This window comes from Actinocrispum wychmicini (assembly GCF_004345645.1).
Classification (GTDB): Bacteria; Actinomycetota; Actinomycetes; order Mycobacteriales; family Pseudonocardiaceae; genus Kibdelosporangium; species Kibdelosporangium wychmicini.
The window spans coordinates 25,091-49,696 of sequence record NZ_SLWS01000004.1 but is presented as its reverse complement, the minus strand read 5'-3'; the positions used below and the strand labels follow the sequence as shown (position 1 = coordinate 49,696).

Here is a 24,606-nt window from a genome sequence, read left to right as displayed (position 1 = left end):
GTCACTGCCCCGATTCCTGGCGGAGCCTTCGGACGAGCATGGATTCCTCGCCGTACTCCTCCAAGTCGGCCAGGAGCACCGCGATCGCCTCACGGACCACGCGGCCACGGTCGACCGCGAGCCCGTGCCGGGCGCGCAGGGACAGGCGGGCCTGTTCCAGGGCGAGAAGTTCTTCGTCGGACACGTAGACCGTGATCTTCGTGTCGTGTTTCTGGCGCGGCGAGCCGCCTCGGTCCACCCGCGGACGAGGGGTGTCCGACGTCGGTGGGGTCGTTGGGCGGAAGAGCTCGGCCGCGCCCGGCAGGGGGGCGCGACGGGTCACCTGGCGATCACCTCGCGGGCGAGCGCGCGGTATGCCTTCGCACCAGCCGACCGCGGCGCCCAGCGGGTGATCGGCTCGCCGGCGACCGTGGTCTCCGGAAAGCGGACAGTTCTGTTGATCACGGTGTCGAACACGATATCCCCGAACGCCTCCACAACGCGGGCCATCACCTCGCGTGAGTGCAGCGTACGCGGGTCGAACATGGTGGCGAGGATGCCGGTGATCTCCAGCTTCGGGTTCAGCCGTTCGCGTACTTTTTGAATGGTGTCGATCAACAGCGCGGCACCACGCAGGCTGAAGAACTCACACTCCAGGGGGATCAGGACGCCGTCGGCCGCGGCCAGGGCGTTCACTGTGAGCAACCCCAGCGACGGCTGGCAGTCCACCAGGATGTAGTCGTACTTGTCCAGCACCGGACGCAACGTGCGCAGCAGCGTGTGCTCCCGGCCGACCTCGGCGACGAGCTGGACCTCGGCCGCGGACAGGTCGATGTTGCTGGGCAGCAGGTCCATGTCGTCGACGACGGTCCGGATGACGACCTCGTCCACCTCGACCGACCGCTCGATGATCACGTTGTAGATCGTCTGCTCCAGCGAGTGCGCCGGGATGCCCAGGCCGACCGACAACGCGCCCTGCGGGTCGAAGTCGACGAGCAGCACCCGCCTGCCGTACTCGGCGAGCGCCGCGCCCAGGTTGATGGTCGACGTGGTCTTGCCCACACCGCCCTTCTGGTTGCAGATCGCCAGGACCTTCGCGGGACCGTGCTGCGGCAGCGTCGCCGGCTCGGGCACATGCCGGCGCGGGCGGCCGGTCGGGCCGATCGCGCCGTCCGGGCCACTCGACGGGTCCTCCTCGTCGGTGTCCGGTGCGGCCTTGGCTGGCAGACTCAGGTCTTCCTCGCTCGGTCGGGGCGGCGCCGAAATGCTGGCCCGCTGGGGCTGAACAGGTGGAACGGGATCCGGCTGGGGCCGCGGTTGCTCGTACTGCGGCTGCGGATACTGCTGACCAGGCGGTGGGTACTGCGGCTCCACTGGCGGCTGCTGGTACTGCGGTTGCACCGGCTGCTGGTAAGCGGGTTCGACCGGCTGTTCGTACTGCGGCTGGGCCGGCTGCTGGTAGGCAGGCTGCGGCGGCTGCTCGTACGGCGGCTGGCCGGGCTGCTGGTATTCCGGCTGGCCGGGCTGCTGGTAGGCGGGCTGCTGGGGCTGGACGGGCTGCTGGTAGGTGGGCGGCTCGTACTGTGGCTGCGGCGCGGAGGCCTGCGGGTACGGTGTGTACGGCTCTGCCGAGGCGTGCCCCGGCACGCCGTAAGGCTGCGCCGCTGACTCGAATGTCGACATGCCGACCTAGCTCCTTGTCGTCCGGTCTGGGCGCAGCCTAAGGGCGACCTTGCCAGGCGGCAACGCGCCTCGCCGGGGAACAGGTCAGATTACGTGCTGGCAGAGTCGAGCGTCGGCGCAGACCCGTCAGCAGGGGTCGAGCATCGGCGCGGACTCGACCATCGGTGCGACAGACCTGCTCGCGGAGTCGAGCACCTGCGCGGACTGCCTGCTCACAGCGTCGACCATCGGCACGGAAGACCTGCTCACGACCTCAGTCATCGACGCGGACGACGTGCTTGCCGCGTTGACCATCGACACGGGGGTCGAGCGTGAATGCGCGGCCAGAACCGCGTCCAGCAGGTTCGGGAACTCCGTGTCCAGTGCCTCCCGGCGGATCGACAGCCAGCGCTGGTTGCCGTCCGGTCTGGTGTGCGTGACACCGGCTTCTCTGAGTACGCGCAGATGTTGCGACAGGGTGGACTTGGCTACCGAGACGTCCAGACAGCCACAGGACATCTCGCCGACGTGGTCGAGCTGGGCGACCACCGCCAGGCGAGTCGGGTCGCTGAGCGCGTGCAGCACGGCCGTGAGGTCGAACTGCTCAAGTGTCGGGTCGGCCACCCCAAATCACACCCTCCGTCTGCCAGTTGCCAGGTTCTACCCGTTCGCACGAGGGTGCGCCGTCGCGTACACCTCGCGGAGCGTGTTCACCGTTACTAGCGTGTAGATCTGCGTTGTGGTTACGGACGCATGGCCGAGAAGCTCCTGAACCACCCGAACGTCGGCGCCTCCTTCCATAAGGTGTGTGGCAAACGAGTGACGCAAGGTGTGCGGCGACACGATCGTGGTGATTCCCACCCGTTCGGCCGAGTCCTTCAGGACCTGCCAGGCGCTTTGCCGGGAGAACCGCCCACCGCGCCGGTTCAGGAACACCGCTGGGGTTCCTCGCCGGACGAGTGCGGGGCGTTCGCGCACGAGATACGCGTCGAGCGCGGCCAGCGCCGGCCGTCCAACTGGGACAAGGCGTTGTTTGCCGCCTTTGCCGTCCAGCAGCACGGTTCGCTGTTCCGCGTCGATGTCGTCGATGTCCAGGCCCACGGCCTCGGAGATCCGGGCGCCGGTGGAGTAGAGGAGTTCCAGTAACGCCCGGTCCCGCAGCCCGGCCGGTGCCTCGATCAGCCGCAGGACGTCGTCCACGGGCAGCGCCTTCGGCAGGCGCCTCGGGGTGTTCGGCGGCTTCACGTCCCGCGCCGGATCGTGATCGACAACGCCTTCCCGCACGGCGAACTTGTGCAACCCGCGGACCGCGACCAGTGCGCGGGCGGCGGATGTCGCCGCGAGCGGAGGGTGCTGCTCGTCGCCTTCCCGCAGCACGGCGAGGAACGCGGCCACTTCTCGTTCGGTGACCGCGTCGAACTTGGTCTCCCCCAAGTGTTCGGCGTACCGCCGCAGGTCGCGCGCGTAGCTGTCGAGGGTGTTGCGCGCGGTGCCGCGCTCCACCGCCAGATGATCGAGATAACCGGCGACGACATCCTCGACGGACATGGCCGCAGCCTACCGAGCGACGCTCCTGAGGTGCTCGAACCCGGCGGCGGCCATGTCCGGCAGCCGCTGGATCCGCCCGGCCCGCCGGCGCGGTGGGTCGTCGTGCCGGGGATGGGGCGGCCGACCTGGCCGACCACGTCGGCGCCGGGTTAGGGTCGCGGGATGGACCTGAAGCCGCGCAGCCGGGATGTCACCGACGGGTTGGAACGGGCCGCGGCCAGGGGGATGTTGCGGGCCGTCGGCATGGGCGACGAGGACTTCGCCAAACCGCAGATCGGGATCGCGTCGTCGTGGAACGAGATCACGCCGTGCAACCTGTCGTTGCAGCGGCTGGCGCAGGCGAGCAAGCAGGGTGTGCACGCGGCCGGCGGCTTCCCGATGGAGTTCGGGACCATCTCGGTGTCCGACGGCATCTCCATGGGGCACGACGGGATGCACTTCTCGTTGGTGTCCCGTGAGGTGATCGCGGACTCCGTGGAGACCGTCATGCAGGCCGAACGTCTCGACGGCGCGGTGCTGCTCGCGGGCTGCGACAAGAGCCTGCCGGGGATGTTGATGGCGGCCGCGCGGCTCGACGTGGCGGCCGTGTTCCTCTACGCCGGCTCGATCCTGCCGGGCACGGTCGACGGCCGTGAGGTCACGATCATCGACGCGTTCGAGGCTGTCGGCGCGTGCGCGCGTGGGCTGATCTCCCGCGAGGAGGTCGACAAGATCGAACGGGCCATCTGCCCCGGCGAGGGTGCCTGCGGCGGGATGTACACGGCGAACACCATGGCCTGCGCCGCGGAGGCGTTGGGGATGTCCCTGCCCGGCTCGGCCAGTCCGCCCTCAGTGGACCGGCGGCGGGACCGGTTCGCCCGGTCCAGCGGTGAGGCCGTGGTCGGCATGCTGGCCAAGGGGATCACCGCGCGGCAGATCCTGACCCGGGCGGCCTTCGAGAACGCGATCGCGGTGGTGATGGCCCTCGGCGGCTCGACCAACGCCGTCCTGCACCTGCTCGCGATCGCCCACGAGGCCGAGGTCGAGCTCACGCTCGCGGACTTCACCCGGATCGGCGACCGGGTGCCGCACCTCGCCGACGTGAAACCGTTCGGCCGGCACGTGATGACCGCGGTCGACCGGGTCGGCGGCGTGCCCGTGGTGATGAAGGCCCTGCTGGACGCGGGTTTGCTGAACGGCGACTGTCTCACCGTGACCGGCCGCACGCTCGCCGAGAACCTGACCCAACTGGCCCCGCCGGACCTGGACGGCGACGTGATCCGCGCCCTGGCCAACCCGATCCACCCCACCGGCGGCATCACGATCCTGCACGGCAGCCTCGCGCCCGACGGAGCCGTGGTGAAGAGCGCCGGCTTCGACTCGTCCCGGTTCGAAGGGACCGCGCGGGTCTTCGACGGCGAGAAAGCCGCCATGGACGCCCTCGGCACCTTGCGTGCCGGCGACGTGGTCGTCATCCGCAACGAAGGGCCACGGGGTGGACCGGGAATGCGAGAGATGCTCGCCGTCACCGGCGCCATCAAGGGCGCTGGCCTGGGCAAAGACGTCCTGTTGCTGACCGACGGCCGGTTCTCCGGCGGCACCACCGGACTGTGCGTGGGCCACGTCGCCCCCGAAGCCGCCCACGGCGGCCCCATCGCCCTGGTCCACGACGGTGACGCCATCGTCCTCGATATGGCGGCCCGGACTCTGGACCTCGTGATCGACCCGGCCGAACTGGACCGCCGCCGGCAGGAGTGGACCGCGCCGGAGCCGGCCCGCCGCACCGGCGTGCTGGCGAAGTACGCCCGCCTGGTCGGATCGGCCGCACAAGGCGCGATCTGCTCGTAACCTGCGCGGCAACCGAACTTGACCACTATTTGTCACCCGCCTGGATCAAGGACTGACCGCAAGACAACAAGTACACGCCCATCGGAGCCTTCCCGTGGCTCGGTCCGATACGACATCATGAATGTGGGCTGGAGAACGTCGTGGAGGGATAACGCCATGAACACACTCTCGGCAGACTCGCAGCAGGGCATCACGTCCAATTTGATCGACCTCGCCTCAGTTCCACTCGCGGTATTGCGTGGGCTGGACAACGATGAGTTGCACCGTTCAGTGGGTCATGTGGTCGAGCAAGCGGGCCACCCGACGATGTCGAAGGGCAACTCCTCCACAGTTGACGCGATCCACTGACCACCGGCGTGCCGACACAGGACCACGGCCTCGGACTGCACCGACTGTGCTGGGCTGACTTCGACGCGCTCGCCAGCGGAGCCGCGGGGCCCCGGGTGATCCGGGTCCTGCGGCGCGCCGAACGTAGTCGACGCCTGCTCCTGTTGCGTGCCTTGATCGACGAGACAACGAAGTCCTCGAACTTGACCGGTTCGCTCCCCGCACCGGACACCGGGTGGGAACTGCTTGCCCGAGTTCAGCAGCACGCGCCGCGCGTCCTCGACCGCATGCTCGCCCACCCCTACACCGGCAGTTGGCTGGGGTATACGACAAGACTGCTGAGCAAGCAGATCGACGGCGTATGTCCGCTGTGGATACACGTGGGCCATCTGCACGCGATCGCTGCGGCAGCGGCGATCCGGGCGCACATCGTGTTCGAGACGCGCATACCTGTGTGGCGAGGTGGCGCAGCCCTGCCGACACTCGGAATGGCCTGTTTCCCGGCCGAAGAATCCTGGTCCTCGGCCGAGATCCACGGCAACGGCAAGACGGTTGAGATCAAGGCCGGAGAGCACGTGGTTGTCCTTCCCGAGGACTGTTCCGCTGACACGACCGGCTGGTGGGGCGTGCGGCAGCTGAAGACGGACGCGTACGGCAAGCGACTCACGGTCCGGCTGGACGATCTCGACCCGTACCGAGGTCTGTACGAGCCAGTCCCACCTCAGCGGCTGACCGAACGCGAGGTGGCGGCATGGCGATCACTGCTGGACGACGCTTGGGAACTGGTCGTGTCGCTCCTCCCCGACTACGCCGACGCGATGACAGCGGGCCTGGACTCGCTGGTGCCGCAGCCGGCAGTCCCCTTCGAGAATCCCAGTGCTTCCACGGGCGAGGCGTTCGGCAGCGCCATCATCGCGATGCCCACCGACGCGGCCGCGCTCGCAGCCACTCTGGTCCATGAATTCCATCACATCCGGCTCGACGGACTGCTTCATCTGGCGCAGTTGTACGAAGACGATCCGCAGGAACGTTTCTACACTCCTTGGCGGGACGATCCACGCCCGGTCGGCGGCGTCCTTCAAGGCGTTTACGCGTTCTTCGGGGTGACCGCCTTCTGGCGCGCTCTCGCCAATTCCGCCAGCGGGATCCAGTCCACACGTGCGGCTTACGAATTCGCTTACTGGCGGGCTGGAGCGTGGCGCACATTGCAGGCGTTACGCAAAGATCCCGCCCTCACCGATCCCGGCCGGCGGTTCGTGGACGGTATCGCCGAGCGACTCGGCCCGTGGCAGCATGACCCGGTACCGCCCACTGTCGCGGCTCTGGCCGCGTCGATCACCGCGGACGACTACGCGGGTTGGCGCATCAGATACCTGCGGGCCGCGCCTGATGTCACGCGCAAGCTGGCTGACGGATGGATCAACAACCGGACATGGCCACTGGACGTCACGCTCGAGCCTGACCCGACCCCAACCCCGGTCCCCGACGGCTCGTGGACGACCAGGCGGGCGCGCCTGTCGAAGGTTGCCCTCCTCCAACCTGCTCTGTTCGAAACGGTATCGGGCACCAACACCGCGGACACTGCCTACGCCGCAGGCCACCTGGTCGAGGCAATGGACGAGTACCGGCTTGTTCTCGCCGCCGATCCGGACCGCGCGGAGGCCTGGGTCGGCCTGGGCCTGTGTCTGTCCGCCGTCGGGATGAACCTCAGCGCCGCTCGGGCATGCTGCGATACCCGGAAGTCGTGCGCGCGGTGCACCGGCAGGTCCGCAAACTCACCGACCGGGCCCCTGTCCCCGAGGAACTCGCGACATGGATCGGTCGTTACGCGCACTGACCGCTGGAACAACGAAACCCGTCGTCGTGATCGGCGACCACGACGACGGTTGCGACCCGTCACATCAGCCCGGCAGCGGGTCGATGTCGCAGTCGGCTCGAACACTCCGGTCGGCTGCGACCGTCGCCGGGTGTACGTCGGTCAACACTTTGCGGTACCGCGCGACCGTGTCATCGTACAAGCTCTTCGATTCTTCGGTCGCACCGAGCAAACGCTTGTCCAGAGCCAGGTTCAGGGCGGCTGCCAGTGTTGTCGGATGGTCCTGGCCCAGCACACGTTTCGACCGTTCGAGCGCCTCCGTCCCGGTGCTCACCGCGACCTCGGTCTCCTTCAGCGCGGCGATGTCGCTGGCAAGGTTGATCATGCAGACCACAGCGTGTGGATGGTCCGGGCCGAGCGCGACCCGGAACTGCTCCAGTGAACGTTCGGTCAACTGTCGAGCATTCATCGCTTCACCTTGCAACCGCAGGGTCACCGCCAAGTCCACCGCGGCCGACAACGTGTGCGGATGATGTTCACCCAGCTTGTTGCGATATCGCTCGAACGTCCCCTCGCCCAGGGCACGGGCGTCCTCCAACCGGTCCGCGTGCCGCAGATCGATGGAATGCGCGATGGCCGCCGCCATCGTGTTCGGATGGTCGTCGCCGTAACGCTGGCGGGAGAGGTGCAACGTCTCCTGCGACAGCAGGAGAGCCTCCGCGTGCGCACCGTCCTTGCGTTTGGCCACAGCGAGATAGCTGTTGCGGCGCAGCGTGTCTGCCTTGTCATCACCGAGGATCTCACGAACGCGCTTGGCGACCTGTTCGTGCTCGACCCGTGCGCGCGGATAATCCCCGAGCTCTTGTCGGTCCAGGATCAGACCGGTCAATGTGTTGAGGGTCCCCATATTGTCGTAGCCAAGGACCTCGCTGCGACGTTGGTAGGTGCGCTCGTCCAGGTCGAACGCCACCCGGTAGTCGCCGCACAGTCGCAGGGTGACGGCCAGGTCGTGTGCGGTCTGGAGGGTGATCGGGTCGTCCTCGCCGTAGAGCCCCTTGGCTTTCTGGTAAATCCGTTCGTTCATCTCCCGGGCCGCTGCGAACTCGCCACGCGCCTTGACATCCGCCGCCACCCGGAGCTCCGCCAGAATCGTCTCCTCGGAGTTCTCGCCGGACACCTGACGACGCAACGACAACGTCCGCTCGTTGATCTCGGCCGCCTCCGGGAACCGGCCGAGAGCCCAGAGGCACAACCCCAGGAAGCTGGCCGCCTGCAGCGAATACTGGTCGTTCTCGCCCAACTGCACCGACCAGTTGTCGAGAGCCTGCTTGAGCAGCGCCGCCGCTTCCTGGTGGTCACCCCAGAAGTACAGGAACCGGCCGATATTGATGACCAGCTGACGTACCCAGGGATCCTCGCACTCGACAACCTCCGCGTTGGCGATGTGCGGCAGCACTTCCTGATACCGCGGCCACACCTTCGACGACGTCGGGTCTCTTGGGTCCATGTTGGCGAGCAACAGATGGGCCCCATGCCGCATGTCGGCGTGCCGCTTCGGACTCATCCTGTTGCGTAGGACCGCCTGCACCAGCCTGTGCAACAGCAACGTGTTGCTACGGTGATCGATCTTGGCGAGACTGTACAGATAGATGTCCCGGATCGCCCGACTGAGCTGCATGGGGTCGCGCAGGGCCGCATCCAGCTCCGGTGAGATCTCCACGCCGCGCGCACCGGCGAACAGGTCACGGGAAATCGGCTCCGGCGCGAAGAAGGCGCACACCTGCAACAGTCGGTGAGCCGCTGGGTTGCGGTTCTTCAACTCGTCGAACGACACGTTCCACGCGGCAGCCACTGAGAGGTCGTATCCGGTCGCCGGCGAGGTATCCAGGATCTCGTTGACCTTCTCGTCGAACAGTCGCAGGTACTCGGCGACCGGCATGCCTGTCACCGCGCGCCAAGCCGCCGCTTGTTCGATGGCGAGTGGTAGGTCGCCGAGTTTGTCCGCGAGCGTGTTCGCATCCTCGTTGTTGACCTCGGGCCCACGGCGCCTGAGCAGTTCGATGCTCTCCTCGCGGCGGAACACAGTCACCTCAAGCGGACGGGCGATCCCGGCCCAGTCCGGGTTTCGGGACGTGACCAGGATTTCGCCGGGTCCGTTCGTCGGGAAGAACGGCCGCACGGCATCTGGACTCTCCGCCGAATCGAACACCAGCAGCCAACGACGATACGGCCTGCCGATCCGCAACGCCTCGCGTACCGCGGGCACCGCGGTGTGCGCCTCCTGGCTGCCCGGCAAGCCCATGTACTGGGCCAACTCGGTCAACCCCGCTCGAATCTGCGCCGGCTGGGTGGCCTGCAGCCACCACACGATGTCGTATCGGTGCAGACGACGATAGATGTACTCGACTGCCATCTGCGTCTTCCCGATCCCGCCCATGCCGTGCAGCGCGGCAGGCAGGATAGCGGTCGTACCACCGGCGACGAGCCGCTTGCTCAACTGGTCGAGCAGTTCCGCCCGGCCGGTGAAGTTCAGGTTGCGGGGCGGCACGTTCCCCCAGATAGGCGGAATGCCCTCGATTCCGGTATCTGCGACCTGGCTCACGACACCGAGCGGGCTCCGCGCCTCGCCGGCCGCGATGGTCTCGGTGCTGCCCGAAACCTCGCCAGCAGAGATCTCCGCCGGCGGGGCGTGTGTTGTGATAGCTGACTGCCTGAGCGAATCCGTACTCTGGGCTGTCTCCGTGTTGGGCATCTCGTTGCCTGTCTGCTCGTCCGTTCTGTTAACGTAGGACCCCTTCTTCGGGCTAGCACGAGATGTCACGGGTGACTGTATCGATCTCTGGATCGGTTCAGAAGGAGTGGGTTCTGGCAAACCCACAGGATTTAAGCGGTCCGCACGCGACGCGTACGGCCCACTAAGGGCGCGCATCACTACCCGGTCGTGGGCGATCTCATCGGCAAGAACAGGATCCGGCGTGGTGTCCGGGTCGCGCAGCGCGTCACGCAGACGGCCGAGTTGAGGGATGTCGTCACCGAATCTCGATGCCGCGACGTGGATCGCCTTCGCGGTGGCCGACCGACGTGCACCGCTGAGCAACAGCGCCCGCGCGGCGGCCACCATGTGAAACCGGATCTCATCCCAGTTGGCCAACCCGGCATCGTTCGCGGCTGGCTGTACCAGGCCGCTGACCAAGATCTCGACCAGATGCTCCGGCCCGGACTCGGGCGCCAGTTCCCGCTGCAGCATGCGGGCGATCGACACGTTGATCGGGACCGCGGCCAGCAAGGTCGCCAGCCTGAACGCCTCCGGCGAAGCCACGCTGCGAAAGTGGTCCACCTGTTCCCGCACCGACCGCGTCTCGTCCGGCAGCACGCAAGGCCGAGGCTTGGCGCCGGTGAGGAGGGCACGTGCCCGCACCGCCTGCCGATGCCCACCTGTGGCCGTTCGAGCCCACCAGCCCAGCCAGTCCGGCTCCAGTTCGACCATCGGCACCGGCACGGCGTCCACCGGCAGCGCGCCCTTCGGCCGCAGCCAGGCGTCAACAAGTTGGCACGACCAGCGGCGGTTCGGCGTCACCCCGGGCGGCTGGCTGAGCTGAACGCGTTCCACCGGCATCCCGGTGCGGCTCCACATCCGCTCCGGCAGCAGGTTGACGACACAGACCTGGGACGTCTGCCCCCAGCGCGCCAGGACCGGGCCGACCAGGTCCTGGCGCCAGCACTCGGCGATGCCGTCGGTGACGACCAGGATCATCCGCCGCCCACTCGGATCCCGAAGCTCGGCGGAACCCCGTACAAGGGCATTCGCGGCACCGCCACGCAACACAGGCTGTCCGCCCGCATCCCCACTGGTATCCAGCCGACGCAACTGAATCGTCCGAAACGCGCCGCGATTCTCAAGCGCGGACAGAAGGGCTGTGAACTGCGAACGCCACAAGGTCATCGACGGGCTGCCGTCCACCACCACCGTGAGGTCGAACAACCGTTGGCTGTCCGGCTTGGTGACCGGCCACCACAGGTTGTCCCGCACCGCACGTTCCGCTGTGGCCTCCGCATCAAAGATCAAGTCGTCCTCGCGCCAGGAATTCATCGACTTCTTCAATGGCCAGAGTGCCCGCACTATCGCGGCCACTGCAACCGGCGCATGGACGACCTCTTCTCGACGCGGCCCCCTGACCAAACGCAGTTCGGAGTCCGCACCGCCACCGCCGGCCACATGCCGGTCGGCCACAGCGGTGTCACGCACCGGCTCTTCAGGGCGATGATCAGCGATTCTCTCTTTGCCTTGAGTGCCAGAGTCTCCCGTCCCCAGTGCCGAGGGATGGTCGGCCGGCGGTGGAGAAACTCGCTTGGCCGCAGCGAAGTCGGCGTCCGGCTGCTCGGCGGATGGACTGCCTTCAGTCCGCCAGGACCGGTCCATGATCGAGGCGAGGTAGAGACTGTCGGCCACTTCCCACCATGTCGCCTCGGTGGCACTCAACGACGTGTGGCCGTGCACCTGCTGTGACGGCGCACTGCTGTCTGCGAGGTTCGCCGGTACATCAGGGTGGGATCGGGGAACTCCCGCTGGCCGTCCCATGCGTCACGACACCGGGCTCAGACGCCGCCAGAGGCTGTCAAGCAACCGTGGCCACGCGGTGTCGTTGTCCTGGTAAGCGCCGGACGTGGCCAGATAGATCGCGTCAAGAAGGCGATCTGTTGGCAGCCCGTCGACTTCCGCGCTTCTGGCCAGGAAGTCGTGGATCAGCCGTGCTTTGTGCTCCCCCTGTTCGTCAAGCATGTGACCGGCCACGATCGCAGCGAGCTTGTCAGCGTCCGGCTGACTGATCTCCAGTTGGAGGCATCGACGAAGGAACGCCGGCGGAAAATCACGTTCGCCGTTACTGGTAATAACGACAAAAGGAAAAGCGCGGCAGCCGATGTGCCCGTCGACAACAGTCGCCTCGACACCAGGGTCGTCGGTGAACACCGATACGCGCGGCAACCGGCTACGAACCCGTTCGAGCTCAGGAATACGGAAGTCGCCGTCTTCGAAAATGCTCAGCAAGTCGTTGGGTAGGTCGGCCTCGCTCTTGTCCAGCTCGTCAATGAGCAGTACTCTCGGCAACCGACCGGCCAGAAACGCCGTCCCGAGTGGCCCCAGCCTGATGAATTCGCCGATGGACGAGTCGTCGCCGGCAACCTCGGCGCCCCGCAGCGAGGCGGCGTTCTTTTGTCCCGCAGCTTCCGCACGAGCGATCGCGTCGTAGTGATAAAGCCCGGACCTGTAGGTTGTGCGACTGCTGATCGGCCACCGCAGAACGCGACCGAGTCGCAGCTCTCTGGCCACCCGGAACGCGAGACTGGATTTCCCGACACCTGGATTCCCGGTCACGAGAAGCGGCCGGCGCAGAAACAGCGCGGCATTGACCATGTCGATCTCGTGCGGATCGGCCCGATACTCGCGGACATGGATCTCAGCGCCCAGCCGGCGATCGGTCTCCCCATCATCGTGCGGCGGTGCCTCCCGGGCCGGCAGCGGACCCCCTTGGAAATCTCGATAGGGTGGAGGTGGCGGCAGGACCTGGTCCAACTGAACGTCTTGGAGAGGGTGCCCGGTGCCGCGGTAGACCCACCATTCAGGTACGTCCAACCGCTGCGAGTACTGGGCCGCCGCTACCTCGGCGGATTGCTCGTCAGTGCTCATCCGCCGATTCCTTCGCGGCTCCGGAGGAAGTGCCAGGCAAATCCAACTCTACTCGACGTTCCGGCGAGTCCCACAGTACCACCAAACCATGAAGTATGTTGATATTGGGCGAACCTTGTGACGCCGCCAGGGCCCCGCGCAGCTCGGTATGCACTCGTTCTGGGAGAGCACCAAGCCCCTCATCGTCGAGCAACGAGTCCACAACTTCACGAAGTTCATCCGGCAAACCGTCCTGATGCCAGATAAGCGCTGGTAGGCCGCATTGCAGTGCCGCGGTGTACTCATCAACTCCAGGCTGTGCCGGTGGCTTGGTCGGTGGTGCCGCCGACAGCACCGACGACACCAACTGAGGGTTGCTCAGCAAAGCATCGACCTGATATGGCCGCTCATGGTCAGACGGTTGACTGAAATGGACACGTTGGGGTGACGGGTCCGCCACGAGCAGGCGCCAGCGATGATGCCACATGCGGTGCCAATGTATGGACGACATCCGCTCGAGGCTCCGCAACACGATCGGGTAGTCCAGCCGCAGGGGTCTCGGATTCGTGGAACGCTTGTCCTTCTCCCACTCATGTATGTGCAGGTCAATCAAGCTACGTGGCACCAAGAACTCGATCATGACCGCGGCAAGCGAGTCACTCCACGTCCTCTCGGCGGCGAGCACGACCTGTTCCACCGCCCGCTCAAGATCAGCCAGTGCGACCAAGCCGACCCTCGCGCGGTTCGGCGGCCACGCCTCCGGGTCGTCCTGCCGCCAGTACGAGAGCCAGTACTGGTTCTCGTAGAGACTGTGCGGCTCGAACGCGATCAGCAGATGCAGTCGTGGGTTCTCCGGCACATGCGACTCCGCTGTCACGCGTTCCCGGAACCTGGACTCCAACCGCAACCTGCGCGCCTGGGTATTCGCCCACTCCGTTACGTCGGCCCCGCGCTGCCCATCCAACTGGTGCGCGACCAGTCCGAGGAACACCAGGGCGGGCGGCAGGCCGTCCTCGCCCGCGTTGATGTCGTTGAGCTCCAGGAACATGTCCCACGCGTTGTGGCTGCGCGGTATCGGTGTGTTCGGATTGGCCGCCCGCCGGACGATCGTGGCCGGATGCGCCACCGTGACGTCGGCAAGCCACCCCGCCAGGCTCTCAAGGTCCGCGTCAGCGAGAACAGGCAGCGCATTCTCCGTGTGCGGCTGCGCGGCCAGGTCTCTCGGCGTTGGAATCCCGCGAAGGCACATCCACGCGTCGCCGGAGAAGTCCTTGACCTCGACGCGGATCTGCTGATAAGAGTCCGGATCGGCCGCCGGATCCTGCAGGATGACCTCGCGGTAGAACAGATCAGAGGCGATGAACGCCACCATACCAGCGGACTTCTTGAGAGCGGCTTTGGCTGCGGAGGCGTCCAAGATCCGAAAAGCGTCGTTGACCGCCCTGCTGACGACTCCGTTCTTGTTCTTGTAAACCTCGCCGAAGTGCAGGCCGATCCGCAACTGGAACGTTGCGCTGCGGGCATGATCGGCATTGTACCGGCGCAGCCCCGCGACCACCCGGTCCGGAAACTGATCTGTCAACCGAGTCTTGGAGACGTCTGCCGGAATCAGGATCATGACACCGTCACCGCGGTCCTCGATCGCACACAAGTCCCACGGTATCCCTGACTCGGCAAAAGCCTTCTCCAGTACTACGTACAGTCCCTCCTGCACCGCGACGAGGTGCGGCAGCCGTCTCGCCGGGTTGGTGAACCCGGCGACGTCAACGACCATGATCGCGCGATGTTCAGCCCGCACGGCGAGCGCCAACTCCTCCCCAAGGACTGTCAGTGGTGGCCGAGACCAATCGGCCGAGCTGATAGTGATGATTATGTGCCGTCATCGCCGTCTGGCACAGACCATCGATTGGAAAGGGAGCGCGACCTGCGACTATCGCATCCAGGCCGATCTCGCCAGGATATGTACCGCGAACGTCATCCAATGTGCCACATGACATTGACAATGTCGCCGACTCATGAGGCATGCGTTCGGTCTGTCCTGGATTTGTGGAAGCCGACCGCTATGACCAGGCCCGCGGCCATGAACACGGGTCGATGACGAGCCCTCCCTCGATGGTCAAGAGGAACGGGTTGTCGTACTGGAGGGTGGCGCTGGGCTGCGTCACGAGGTCCAGGAACGTGCCGACCAACTGGCACGTCAGGGCGACACACACGATGGTCGAATATTCGGTCAGCACCATCGTTACCTGTCGCGGAACGCTCAGCAGCGCGTCAATGCGATAGGACACGTTCGCGTACGCAAACTCACCGGAATCGAAGCACAGCGACCGATGTCGGCTATGTCGACCTGGCGAGCGGGCCGGGATCCGCAGGGCCGGAGGCACCCCGTCCCGGGCCCGCGTTGACGTCGGTCAGTTCGCGGTGGACGTCTCACGCGTTGGTACACCAGCGCAATGCGGCGACCCACTCTGCTCGGAAACCGGTCGGCCATCCACGCCTTGGGCACTTCCAGCGGAATAAGGATCATGGCGCCAACTCCAGCGACACCGCACCCTCCTCACCGGCCACCGGCGGCCAAGGGCGGTCAGTCGGGGCCGACACCCAGGATCATGTGCCGCCGTACGGCTGACAGCCCAGCCCTACCGGACGAAGAGACCGCGTTGGAAGTGCATCACCTCGTGATCTTCACACTGACCAGTTCATGTCCACCGACCCGCCCCGCCAGGCGGGTCGTCGTGGGTGGCGACACCGTGCCGGGCGCCACCACCCACGCCGTGATCAACCGGTCTTACGTGAATTGTTGAAGCGTGCCGCGACGACCAGGCCGGCGGCAATGAAAACGAGGTTCTTGATGACGAACTCTCCTTCCGTCGTCAGCAGGAACGGGTTGCCGTGCTGGAAGGTGACGCTGGGCTGCATCACGAGGGCCAGGAACGTGCCGACCAGGTGACACGTCAGGGCGACGCACACGATGGTCAGATAACGGCCGACGATCATGGCCAGACCGAGGAGCATCTCGAACACGCCGAGCGCGGGCACGACCCAGGCACGGTCGAACCACGGCAGCGTGTTGGCCACGAAATCACTCACCGGTGAGGTGTTGTCTATCTTCAGCGCACCGAACCAGATGAAGACGACACCTATCGCCCCCCGCAGCAACGGAACACTTATCCGTCGCAACGACACGACCAGCCGCGCTTCGAGCGCGAGGTACCGGTCAAAACGGTCGGCAGGGGAGGTGGCGATCACTGGTTGGTGGGCGGTATCTTTCGTCGTCATCCCGGTAAATCCCCTTTTCATAACTTCAAAAGGCTCGCACTCCGCCCAGTGCGACGTATTCTGGAGTGTGCGGGGAGTTGATGTCGCCAGACAAGACACTCAGGTATTTCCACCTGGTCAAGACAGCCGAAGACCCCGTGAGTAATTTGCATGCATGCAACAGGCAAAAATCGCACGGGGCCGAGCTGATCAGGGCCGTGGAATGGCGACAGCGGTATACGGTGTATCCGGTGTGGGCGGCGTGCTGAACCGGGCGTTCGGCAGATACAGACGGTGACCGAAGGAGGCGACCGTGCTCGGCACGTCGAACCGCGGGTCAGTGGCCTTGGCCAGTAGCTTCCCGGTCGAGCCGGTTCGGTCCAGGGCGAACTTCTCGACCGTGTTCAAGCGGTTCTGCACCACGAACAGGGTGTTCCCCTCGCGCAGCAGGCCGTCGCCCGCGGTCAACACCTCGCCGGCCAGGTCGACCTGCTTGGTCACGCCGGTGGCCGGGTCGACCTTGAACAGCTTTCCGGTGCTGCTCTGCACGATCAGCAGCGACCGGCCGTCGGGGGTGGTGGCGATGCCGTTCGCGTTGGTTCCCGGCGTCAGCACGAAGTCGCCGGTCAGTGGCAGGGTCTCGAACGTCTTCGGCAGCCGGCCGTGCCGCAACGGGAGCTTGTACAGGACCGCCCCGCGTGACTCGGTGAACCAGGCCGCGTGGTCGGTGACGACGACGTCGTTGATGAACGTGTCGGTGGTGGTGGCGAACTTGTAGCTGGCCAGGACCTTCCCGGACCGGGCGTCGACCACCCGGCCGTCACCGCCGGACGCGCCGGACACGAACAGCCGGCCCCGCCTGTCGATCTTCAGTCCGGTGGACGGGGTTCCCGGGCCCTGGCTGAAAAACTCACCCCGACCTGTGACCAAATTCACTCGGAACAGCGAGCCGTCCTTGCGGGAACCGAAGTACGCGACCGGCGCGTCCCCGATGGCGATCCCTTCGGGCATGAAGCCGTTCGGCAGGGCGAACTGGGTGGGAAATGCGCGGCCGGTCTCGGCGGTGGCCGGTACGGCGCCGACGAGGGTGACGCCGAGGGCCGCCACGGCCAGCACACCGAATCTTCGGAACATGCTCACTCCAATCGTCTTGTCCGCTTACTCCCCGCAGTCTTTCGCAGCCACAGCCGGTCGTGGGGAAACCGACAGCGAACCGACAGTCGGCCGACATCCACAGGACATTCACATATCCCCCGTCAGCCGACCACTGTTCCGCCATAGGGTCGGCGGCATGACAGAGGGGCGTCGGATCCTGGTGGTGGAGGACGAGCTCACGATCGCCGAGTCGGTGGCCGCACGGCTGCGCGCGGAAGGGTACGACGTCGAACTCGCGCACGACGGGCCGAGCGCGGTGCGGTCGGCGGTGGCGCGGCCACCGGACCTGATCGTGCTTGACCTGATGCTGCCCGGATTCGACGGCCTGGAGGTGTGCCGGCGGGTGCACGCGCACACGCCGGTGCCTGTGCTGATGCTGACCGCCCGGGACGACGAGACCGACCTGCTGGTCGGCCTCGCTGTCGGCGCGGACGACTACATCACCAAGCCGTTCTCCATCCGCGAGCTGGCCGCGCGGGTGCACGCGCTGCTGCGCCGGGTCGACCGGGCCACCCAGCCACCGGCGCCGACGGCCCGGATCGTCCTCGGCGACCTGGAGATCGACCAGGTGGAGCGACGGGTGCTCCGGGCCGGCACGCAAACGCACCTGACCCCGACCGAGTTCGACCTGCTGGTGCACCTCGCCGGGCGGCCGCGGGCGGTCGTGCCGCGCGACCGGCTGCTGACGGAGGTGTGGGGATGGGCCGACCCGGGCGGCACGCGGACGGTCGACAGCCACATCAAGGCGTTGCGCCGCAAGCTCGGCGCCGACCTGATCAGGACCGTGCACGGCGTCGGCTACGCGTTGGAGGTACCGAAATGATGCTGCCCCGGCCGTTGGACCCGATCCGGTCGATCAAGCTGAAGATGGGTCTGATCGTGCTCGGCGGCGGCGGCGCCGCGCTGGCGTTCTTCTGGCTGCGAATGGGCTGGCTGCCCGCCTTCAACACCTCCATCATCGCCATCGGGATCGGCCTGGCCACCTCCCAGGTCCTCGCGCACGGCATCACGAAGCCGCTGCGCCAGATGACCGCCGCGGCCCGCGCCATGGCCCGTGGGGACTACACGCGTCAGGTCCGGGCGACGTCCCGCGACGAAGTCGGCGAACTGGCGCGGGCGTTCAACCAGATGGCCGCGGACCTCGCCGCGGCGGACCGGCAACGGCGGGAACTGATCGCGAACGTGTCGCACGAGCTGCGCACCCCGATCACGGCGTTGCAGGCGGTGCTGGAGAACGTCGTCGATGGCGTCGCCGAGCCGGACCCGGCGACACTGCGGACCGCGCTCGCGCAGACCGAACGCCTCGGCCGCCTGGTCACCGAGCTGCTCGATCTGTCCAGAGTGGACGCCGGGGTGACCCCGCTGGACCGCGAGTTCTTCGAGCTGGCGCCGATGCTCGGCGAGGTGGTGGCCGAGGCCGAGGTGGCCGGCCGGGGTGTTCGGTTCACTGTGGACGTTCCGGACGGCAAGGTGTTCGCCGACCGGGAACGCCTGCACCAGGTGGTGTGGAACCTGCTGGACAACGCCGCCCGGCACGGCCCGCAGGGCGGCGAGGTCCTGCTGGCCGCCCGGTTCACCGACTCGGCCGTGGTGCTCGACGTCCGCGACGACGGCCCCGGGATCGCCCCGGCCGACCGGGAACGGGTGTTCCACCGGTTCGTCCGCGGCGAGCGCGCCGGCGGCGGCACCGGGCTGGGGTTGGCCATCGCCCGCTGGGTCGTGGACCTGCACGGCGGCGACATCCGCGTGGTCGAACCGGCGACCATCCGGGTCACGCTGCCCCAGGACCAGCCTTGACCTAGGAGAGGAAGCCGCGCAGCAGGGAGGCGGTGCCGGCCAGGTGCTCGGCCATCGCGTCCCTGGCTTTCGCCGGGTCGCCGTCCAGGATCCGCTGCACGATCTGCTCGTGCTGCGCGTTGGAGTGGTCCAGGTTGGTGTCCAGCAACGGGATCGCGTCCAGCAGCTCGTTGATCCGCACCCGCACGTCGGCCACTGCTGAAGTCAGCGTCGGCGACCCCGCCACCTCGGCGATCGCCAGGTGCAGCCGGGAGTCCTTGCGCCGGTACTCCGAGAGCGCGCCCGTCGCCGAATCGGCCAGGTGCGCCCGCAGGTACTGGCGTTCCTCCGGGGTCAGCGTCCGGGCGGCCGCCGCCTCCGCGGCGCCGACCTCCAGGATCCGCCGCATGGTCAGCACGTCGTCCAGCTCGGTGGTGGTGACTTCCTTGGTCCGCTTGCCCGTGGGCAGCGTCTCGTTGACGAACGTGCCGCCGTACCGGCCGCGCCTGGACTCCACGTACCCGGACTCCTGCAGCGCGCGGATGGCTTCGCGCAGGGTGACCCGGCTGATGTTCAACCGGGTCGCCAGCTCCCGTTCCGCCGGCAGCCGCTCCCCCGGGCCGGCCACGCCGAGCCGGATCGCCTGCAGCAGCCGCTCCACCGTCTCCTCGAACGCGTTCCCCGTACGAACCGGCCGGAACAGCGCGTCACCGGCGCTGGCCAACGTGGAGGTCCGGGCAGGGGAGTCGGTCACACAAGCGAGTCTAGGTGGTCAGCATTCGATTACGTTGAGAGCAAGGCCGCCGCGCGCTGTCTCCTTGTATTTGGTGCTCATGTCCGCACCTGTCTCGCGCATGGTTTTGATCGCCTTGTCCAGCGGCACCACGTGCGTTCCGTCACCACGCAGGGCGATCCTGGCCGCGTGCACGGCCTTGGTGGAGCCCACCGCGTTGCGTTCGATGCACGGGATCTGCACGAGCCCGCCAACCGGATCGCATGTGAGGCCGAGGTGGTGTTCCAGCCCGATCTCGGCCGCGTTCTCGGCCTGCGCCGGGGTGCCGCCGAGCACGGCCGCCAACGCGGCCGCGGCCATCGCGCACGCCGAGCCGACCTCGCCCTGGCACCCGACCTCGGCGCCGGAGATGGACCCGGTCTCCTTCAGGATCACGCCGATCGCGCCGGCCGTCAGCAGGAACCGGACCACGCCGTCGTCGTCCGCGCCGGGCACGAACCGCATGTAGTAGTGCAGGACCGCGGGGATGATGCCGGCGGCGCCGTTCGTGGGCGCGGTCACCACCCGGCCGCCGGACGCGTTCTCCTCGTTGACCGCCAACGCGTACAGGCTGATCCAGTCCATCACGTACAGCGGGTCGGCGTCGCCGTCCTCGGCCAACAGCTTGTCGTACAACGCTTTCGCGCGCCTCGGCACGCGCAGGCCACCCGGCAGCGACCCCTCCTTCGAGCAGCCGCTGGTCACGCACGCCTGCATCACGTCCCAGATCCGCAGCAGACCCGCGCGGATCTCCGGCTCGGACCGCCAGGCCAGCTCGTTGGCCATCATGACGTCGCTGACCGTGAGACCGTGAGCGGAGCAGTGCTCCAGTAGTTCGGCACCGGTCCTGAACGGGTACGTGACCACGGTCGTGTCCGGGACGATCCGCAGCTCCCCGGTGGTCTCCGCGTCCACCACGAACCCACCGCCGACCGAGTAGTACATGTGCGACGTGAGCTCTGTCCCAGCGGCGTCCGTGGCCGCGAACCGCATGCCGTTCGGGTGCGCCGGCAGGGTCTTCCGCCGGTGCATGACCAGGTCGTCGTCCTCGTTGAACGCAATCTCGTGGGTCCCCATCAGCCGCAGCCGATGCCGGTCGCGGATCTCGGCCACGCGCGGCGCGACCGTTTCCGTGTCGACGTCCTCCGGCCGTTCCCCTTCTAGGCCGAGCATGACGGCGGCTGGGCTGCCGTGGCCGTAGCCGGTCGCACCGAGCGAGCCGAACAGCTCGGCGTGCACGGTCGCGGTGCGGTCCAGGACGCCGGCCTCGGCGAGACCGGCGACGAACGTGCGGGCGGCCCGCATCGGACCGACCGTGTGTGAGCTGGACGGCCCGATGCCGATGCTGAACAGGTCGAACACGCTGATGGTCATGACAGTCCCGGGTAGAGGGGGTGTTTGGCGGCCAGTGCCTCCACGCGGGCACGTGCCGCCGCTAGATCCGCGCCTGGCTTGAGGACCTCGGCGATCACGTCCGAGACCTCGGTGAACTCGGTCGGCCCGAAGCCGCGGGTGGCCAACGCGGCGGTGCCGATCCGCAGGCCGGATGTGACCATCGGCGGCCGCGGGTCGAACGGAACGGCGTTCCGGTTGACCGTGATCCCGACGTCGTGCAGCAGGTCCTCGGCCTGCTGCCCGTCCAGCTCGGAGTCCCGCAGGTCGACCAGGACCAGGTGGACGTCCGTGCCGCCGGTCAGCACCCGCACGCCGGCCATGTCCGGCGCGGTCAGCCGCGCGGCCAGGATCCGGGCACCCTCCAGGGTACGCCGCTGCCGGTCGGCGAACTCGGGGCTCGCGGCGACCTTGAAGGCCACCGCCTTCGCCGCGATGACGTGCTCCAACGGGCCGCCCTGCCAGCCGGGGAACACCGACGAGTTGATCTTCTTGGCGTACTGGAGGCGGGCCAGGATCACTCCGCCGCGCGGGCCACCGAGGGTCTTGTGGGTGGTCGTGGTGACGATGTCCGCGTGCGGCACCGGGCTCGGGTGCAGCCCGGCCGCGACCAGGCCGGCGAAGTGCGCCATGTCGACCAGCAGCTTGGCGTCCACCAGGTCGGCGATCCGGCGGAACTCGGCGAAGTCCAGGTGCCGGGGGTACGCCGACCAGCCGGCGACGATCATCTTCGGCCGGTGCTCGACCGCGAGACGTTCCACTTCGGCCATGTCGACCAGCCCGGTTTCCGCGTCGACGCGGTAGGCGACGACGTTGAACAGCCGGCCGGAGAAGTTGATCCGCATCCCGTGCGTGAGGTGCCCGCCGTGCGCCAGGTCCAGGCCGAGAATCGTGTCACCCGGGTCGAGCACCGCGAACATGGCGGCCGCGTTGGCCTGCGCGCCCGAATGCGGCTGCACGTTGGCGTACTCGGCGCCGAACAGCTCCTTCACCCGGTCGATGGCCAGCCGCTCGATCACGTCCACGTGCTCGCAGCCGCCGTAGTAGCGCCGGCCGGGGTAGCCCTCGGCGTACTTGTTGGTGAGCACCGACCCCTGTGCCTCGATCACGGCGACCGGCGCGAAGTTCTCCGAGGCGATCATCTCCAGCGTGCCACGCTGACGGGCGAGTTCGGCATCGATGGCAGCGTAGACCTCGGGGTCCACAGTGGACAAATTAGCGTCGAGCACGGGAGCTCCTTCCACTCGCGGGTTTCGGAACTCCCCCTCTGTCATGGGTACCTGAGAGCTTCGCCGCGGCTGCGGCTTGCACCGTTGGTGAGGCTCCTGGCGAGCCTGCTTTCCAGAGTGGTCTGGCCGTGGCGGTAGCTGGACCTGAGAGATTGTGGGGAACTTTGCTCCTTCGGTGCTCCAGGCTTCCGCTGGAGACTCTCCCGCCGCGGCTCGTGGCGACCCATATTGAGTTTGGGTCAACCTACGCCCCCGCCCACCGGTGGTCCACCTCACGTCGGGGATGATGACCAACCGCCACCGCGTTGACATGGTGGTATCGCGAACGATGGGAGAAGTGAGATGAACCCCGCACCGGTTCGGATCAGTCGGGACGCGCCGGCGAAGTTCACCGCGACCAACGGGCGCGGCGCCTCGATCAAGGTGGGCCGGTCCCAGGACGGCGCCGACTTCTCCCCGGTCGAACTGCTGATGGCCGCCTTGGGCGCGTGCGCCGCGCTGTCCGCCGACCACGTGATCTCCCGGCGGCTTGGCGACGACGCCCCGATCGACGTGGAGGTCACCGCCGAGAAGGACGAGGAAGCCGACCGGCTGACCAGCATGGCGACCCGGTTCGACCTGGACATGTCCGTGTTGGGCCAGACCGACCAGGACACCCTCGTCAAGCTCGTCGCCCGCGCCGTCGAGCGGACCTGCACGGTCAGCCACACGATCGAGCCCGGTGTCCCGGTGGCACTCAGCGTCGACCAGGTCTAGGTGACGTCCCGGCGCACGCTGATCACTCGTGCGCCGGCCGCCACGACCCCGCAGTACGCCAGGAACACGACGATCGCGGCCCACTGCGGAAGCAGGTCGCCCGGGGTGGCGAACCCGGCCCGGCTCATCCCGATCACCGCCTTGGACACGCCCGTCGGCGTCCAACGGCCGACCGCGGGCACCAACGCGATCAGCACCCACTCGACGTAGAAGAACCACACGAACGCGATCACAACTGCGGCTGTCTGGTTACGGATCAGCAGGCCCAGGGCGGCGCCGAACACACCCCACAGCGCGGTGGTCAGCACGGACGCCACGAGGACACCGGGAACCCCAGGCGTGTAAACGGCACGATCGGTCGCGCTGAGCATGATCGCCGCCGCGGGCGCTGTGACGATGACCGCGGCGATACCGAGCACTGCTCCGATTACGGCGTTCGTGACGAGCTTGGCGGTGATCACCCGGCCACGTCCGGGGGTGACGAGGAACGCCCAGGTGATGGTCTGGTGACGGTACTCGCCGGCGGTCAACAAGATCCCGAGGATCAGCGCGAACAAGTAGCCCTGCTGGGCCATTCCGTACGCGTCCTCGGACCGGCCGCCGAACACGAACACGTCCAGCGCCGCCCAGCCGACGCAGAACACCACACCGATGGCACCGATCACCCAGAACGACCTCGTGGCGGCGGCTTTGCCCAGTTCGGCCCTGACCAGGGTCACCATTCCTTCACCAGCTCCAGGTAGGCCTCCTCAAGATCGCCGAAGTCGGCCATGGGCGCTTCCACCACGAGCCGACCCTTGTTGACGACGATCACCCGGTCCGCGACCACGGACATCTCAGCGAGGACGTGACTGGACACCAGAACCGTGCAGCCGCCGGCCGCGAGCGCCCGCAGGAACCCACGCAGCCAGTGGATCCCCTCGGGGTCCAGGCCGTTGGCCGGTTCGTCCAGGATGAGCACGGCCGGGTCGCCGAGCAGGGCCGACGCCAGGGCGAGCCGTTGCCGCATCCCGAGGGAGAAGCCGCCCACCCTGCGGTCACCGGCGGCCAGCCCGACCTGGTCCAGCACCTGGCCGACCCGGTCGGTGGACAGCCCGCTCGCCACACAGAGCGCGGTGAGATGGGCACGTGCGGTCCGACCCGGGTGGAACGAGGTGGCCTCCAGCACCGCGCCGACTGTCGTGTTAGGACGCCGCAGATGCAGGTACGGTGTCCCGTGGATGGTCGCCGTGCCCCGATCGGGCTTGACCAGGCCAAGGATCATCCGGAGCGTCGTGGTCTTCCCGGCGCCGTTGGGCCCCAGAAATGCCGTCACAGTGCCGGATCCCACCGTGAACGAGAGATCCGAGACGGCCCGTACCTTCCCGAAGGACTTGCTGATGTTGGTGACGGCTATCGCTGACATGCGATCAGCTTGATGACGATCCGCGCCCGGCACATCGGG

General features: G+C 67.3%; 21 protein-coding genes, 1 pseudogene and 2 riboswitches. Of the genes and pseudogenes, 7 read left to right on the top strand and 15 right to left on the bottom strand.

From position 1 onward, the window contains the following. Nucleotide 1: 1 nt before the first annotated feature. From EV192_RS18435 to xerD, 4 genes are all read right to left on the bottom strand, one after another. Complete coding sequence (locus tag EV192_RS18435; RefSeq protein WP_132116951.1) at nt 2–322, bottom strand: hypothetical protein; 321 nt, start codon at nt 320–322, stop codon at nt 2–4. Next, nucleotides 319–1,206, bottom strand: coding sequence for a ParA family protein (locus tag EV192_RS18430; RefSeq protein WP_424923369.1), 888 nt, complete (start codon nt 1,204–1,206; stop codon nt 319–321). Before EV192_RS18430 ends, EV192_RS18435 begins: the two co-directional genes overlap by 4 nt. Before the next feature lie 582 nt (nt 1,207–1,788). Next, the gene (locus tag EV192_RS57135) at nt 1,789–2,265 is read right to left on the bottom strand and encodes an ArsR/SmtB family transcription factor (RefSeq protein WP_132116949.1); all 477 of its coding nucleotides are present in this window, start codon (nt 2,263–2,265) and stop codon (nt 1,789–1,791) included. Between the two features lie 36 nt (nt 2,266–2,301). After that, nucleotides 2,302–3,189: a site-specific tyrosine recombinase XerD gene (gene xerD, locus EV192_RS18420; protein WP_132116946.1), complete on the bottom strand. Its 888-nt coding sequence runs from the start codon at nt 3,187–3,189 to the stop codon at nt 2,302–2,304. Between the two features lie 30 nt (nt 3,190–3,219). Here xerD and EV192_RS56840 point away from each other — a divergent pair, with 30 nt between their 5' ends. The 4 genes and pseudogenes from EV192_RS56840 to EV192_RS57130 all read left to right on the top strand — a co-directional run. Continuing rightward, nucleotides 3,220–3,342 (top strand): hypothetical protein, encoded by a 123-nt coding sequence (locus tag EV192_RS56840; RefSeq protein ID WP_279493588.1) that lies wholly within the window; start codon nt 3,220–3,222, stop codon nt 3,340–3,342. Between the two features lie 9 nt (nt 3,343–3,351). Then, nucleotides 3,352–5,016, top strand: a complete 1,665-nt coding sequence (gene ilvD / locus EV192_RS18415) for a dihydroxy-acid dehydratase (RefSeq protein WP_132116944.1) — start codon at nt 3,352–3,354, stop codon at nt 5,014–5,016. 156 nt (nt 5,017–5,172) lie between these two features. Then, entirely contained in the window at nt 5,173–5,364 is a 192-nt protein-coding gene (locus EV192_RS18410) for a hypothetical protein (RefSeq protein WP_132116942.1), read from the top strand. 266 nt (nt 5,365–5,630) lie between these two features. Then, a pseudogene (locus EV192_RS57130) lies at nt 5,631–6,548 on the top strand (HEXXH motif domain-containing protein); the annotation flags it as partial. A 696-nt stretch (nt 6,549–7,244) separates the two neighbouring features. Here EV192_RS57130 and fxsT read toward each other — a convergent pair. The 6 genes from fxsT to EV192_RS18375 all read right to left on the bottom strand — a co-directional run bounded on the left by fxsT (nt 7,245) and on the right by EV192_RS18375 (nt 17,216). Further along, nucleotides 7,245–11,609, bottom strand: a complete 4,365-nt coding sequence (gene fxsT / locus EV192_RS18400; protein WP_279493586.1) for an FxSxx-COOH system tetratricopeptide repeat protein — start codon at nt 11,607–11,609, stop codon at nt 7,245–7,247. Between the two features lie 132 nt (nt 11,610–11,741). Continuing rightward, nucleotides 11,742–12,845 carry an AAA family ATPase gene (locus tag EV192_RS18395; RefSeq protein WP_132116938.1) on the bottom strand — a complete coding sequence of 368 codons (1,104 nt, stop codon included), beginning with the start codon at nt 12,843–12,845 and terminating at the stop codon, nt 11,742–11,744. Then, complete coding sequence (locus EV192_RS18390; RefSeq protein ID WP_132116936.1) at nt 12,835–14,634, bottom strand: VMAP-C domain-containing protein; 1,800 nt, start codon at nt 14,632–14,634, stop codon at nt 12,835–12,837. The genes EV192_RS18395 and EV192_RS18390 overlap by 11 nt, the downstream gene beginning before the upstream one ends. Nucleotides 14,635–14,884: 250 nt before the next feature. Next, nucleotides 14,885–15,112, bottom strand: a complete 228-nt coding sequence (locus EV192_RS18385; RefSeq protein ID WP_132116934.1) for a hypothetical protein — start codon at nt 15,110–15,112, stop codon at nt 14,885–14,887. Nucleotides 15,113–15,602: 490 nt separating this feature from the next. Continuing rightward, nucleotides 15,603–16,202: a DoxX family membrane protein gene (locus tag EV192_RS18380; RefSeq protein ID WP_132116932.1), complete on the bottom strand. Its 600-nt coding sequence runs from the start codon at nt 16,200–16,202 to the stop codon at nt 15,603–15,605. Between the two features lie 90 nt (nt 16,203–16,292). Further along, the gene (locus tag EV192_RS18375) at nt 16,293–17,216 is read right to left on the bottom strand and encodes an SMP-30/gluconolactonase/LRE family protein (RefSeq protein ID WP_132116930.1); all 924 of its coding nucleotides are present in this window, start codon (nt 17,214–17,216) and stop codon (nt 16,293–16,295) included. Nucleotides 17,217–17,373: 157 nt separating this feature from the next. Between EV192_RS18375 and EV192_RS18370 the strand changes: the two genes are divergently transcribed. Further along, on the top strand, nt 17,374–18,060 hold the full coding sequence (locus tag EV192_RS18370; protein ID WP_207926128.1) for a response regulator transcription factor: 687 nt from the start codon (nt 17,374–17,376) through the stop codon (nt 18,058–18,060). After that, nucleotides 18,057–19,034 carry a HAMP domain-containing sensor histidine kinase gene (locus EV192_RS18365; protein WP_132116928.1) on the top strand — a complete coding sequence of 326 codons (978 nt, stop codon included), beginning with the start codon at nt 18,057–18,059 and terminating at the stop codon, nt 19,032–19,034. The genes EV192_RS18370 and EV192_RS18365 overlap by 4 nt, the downstream gene beginning before the upstream one ends. 1 nt (nt 19,035) lies before the next feature. On the opposite strand, the gene EV192_RS18360 is transcribed toward EV192_RS18365, so the two are convergent. From EV192_RS18360 to glyA, 3 genes are read right to left on the bottom strand one after another with little or no spacing between them, the layout of a single operon-like run. After that, nucleotides 19,036–19,767, bottom strand: a complete 732-nt coding sequence (locus EV192_RS18360; RefSeq protein WP_243726921.1) for a FadR/GntR family transcriptional regulator — start codon at nt 19,765–19,767, stop codon at nt 19,036–19,038. Between the two features lie 18 nt (nt 19,768–19,785). Beyond that, entirely contained in the window at nt 19,786–21,159 is a 1,374-nt protein-coding gene (locus EV192_RS18355; protein ID WP_132116926.1) for an L-serine ammonia-lyase, read from the bottom strand. Then, entirely contained in the window at nt 21,156–22,406 is a 1,251-nt protein-coding gene (gene glyA, locus EV192_RS18350) for a serine hydroxymethyltransferase (RefSeq protein WP_424923365.1), read from the bottom strand. The genes EV192_RS18355 and glyA overlap by 4 nt, the downstream gene beginning before the upstream one ends. Before the next feature lie 28 nt (nt 22,407–22,434). Continuing rightward, nucleotides 22,435–22,528, bottom strand: a riboswitch (glycine riboswitch). Next, nucleotides 22,529–22,622, bottom strand: a riboswitch (glycine riboswitch). Between the two features lie 126 nt (nt 22,623–22,748). On the opposite strand from glyA, the gene EV192_RS18345 reads away from it, so the two are divergent. Beyond that, complete coding sequence (locus EV192_RS18345; RefSeq protein ID WP_132116922.1) at nt 22,749–23,162, top strand: OsmC family protein; 414 nt, start codon at nt 22,749–22,751, stop codon at nt 23,160–23,162. Here the strand turns inward: EV192_RS18345 and EV192_RS18340 are convergent. Continuing rightward, nucleotides 23,159–23,884: an ABC-2 transporter permease gene (locus tag EV192_RS18340; RefSeq protein ID WP_132116920.1), complete on the bottom strand. Its 726-nt coding sequence runs from the start codon at nt 23,882–23,884 to the stop codon at nt 23,159–23,161. The genes EV192_RS18345 and EV192_RS18340 overlap by 4 nt on opposite strands. Further along, complete coding sequence (locus EV192_RS18335) at nt 23,878–24,567, bottom strand: ABC transporter ATP-binding protein (protein WP_132116918.1); 690 nt, start codon at nt 24,565–24,567, stop codon at nt 23,878–23,880. The genes EV192_RS18340 and EV192_RS18335 overlap by 7 nt, the downstream gene beginning before the upstream one ends. Nucleotides 24,568–24,606 lie beyond the last annotated feature (39 nt).

What these genes read in the sequence shown, in the direction of transcription:
- xerD (WP_132116946.1), bottom strand. Translation starts at nt 3,189, where the DNA reads ATGTCCGTCGAGGATGTCGTCGCCGGTTATCTCGATCATCTGGCGGTG.
- EV192_RS18370 (WP_207926128.1), top strand. Translation starts at nt 17,374, where the DNA reads ATGACAGAGGGGCGTCGGATCCTGGTGGTGGAGGACGAGCTCACGATC.
- EV192_RS18355 (WP_132116926.1), bottom strand. Translation starts at nt 21,159, where the DNA reads ATGACCATCAGCGTGTTCGACCTGTTCAGCATCGGCATCGGGCCGTCC.
- EV192_RS18365 (WP_132116928.1), top strand. Translation starts at nt 18,057, where the DNA reads ATGATGCTGCCCCGGCCGTTGGACCCGATCCGGTCGATCAAGCTGAAG.
- EV192_RS18395 (WP_132116938.1), bottom strand. Translation starts at nt 12,845, where the DNA reads ATGAGCACTGACGAGCAATCCGCCGAGGTAGCGGCGGCCCAGTACTCG.
- EV192_RS18375 (WP_132116930.1), bottom strand. Translation starts at nt 17,216, where the DNA reads ATGTTCCGAAGATTCGGTGTGCTGGCCGTGGCGGCCCTCGGCGTCACC.
- EV192_RS18410 (WP_132116942.1), top strand. Translation starts at nt 5,173, where the DNA reads ATGAACACACTCTCGGCAGACTCGCAGCAGGGCATCACGTCCAATTTG.
- EV192_RS18340 (WP_132116920.1), bottom strand. Translation starts at nt 23,884, where the DNA reads ATGGTGACCCTGGTCAGGGCCGAACTGGGCAAAGCCGCCGCCACGAGG.
- EV192_RS18345 (WP_132116922.1), top strand. Translation starts at nt 22,749, where the DNA reads ATGAACCCCGCACCGGTTCGGATCAGTCGGGACGCGCCGGCGAAGTTC.
- EV192_RS18335 (WP_132116918.1), bottom strand. Translation starts at nt 24,567, where the DNA reads ATGTCAGCGATAGCCGTCACCAACATCAGCAAGTCCTTCGGGAAGGTA.
- ilvD (WP_132116944.1), top strand. Translation starts at nt 3,352, where the DNA reads ATGGACCTGAAGCCGCGCAGCCGGGATGTCACCGACGGGTTGGAACGG.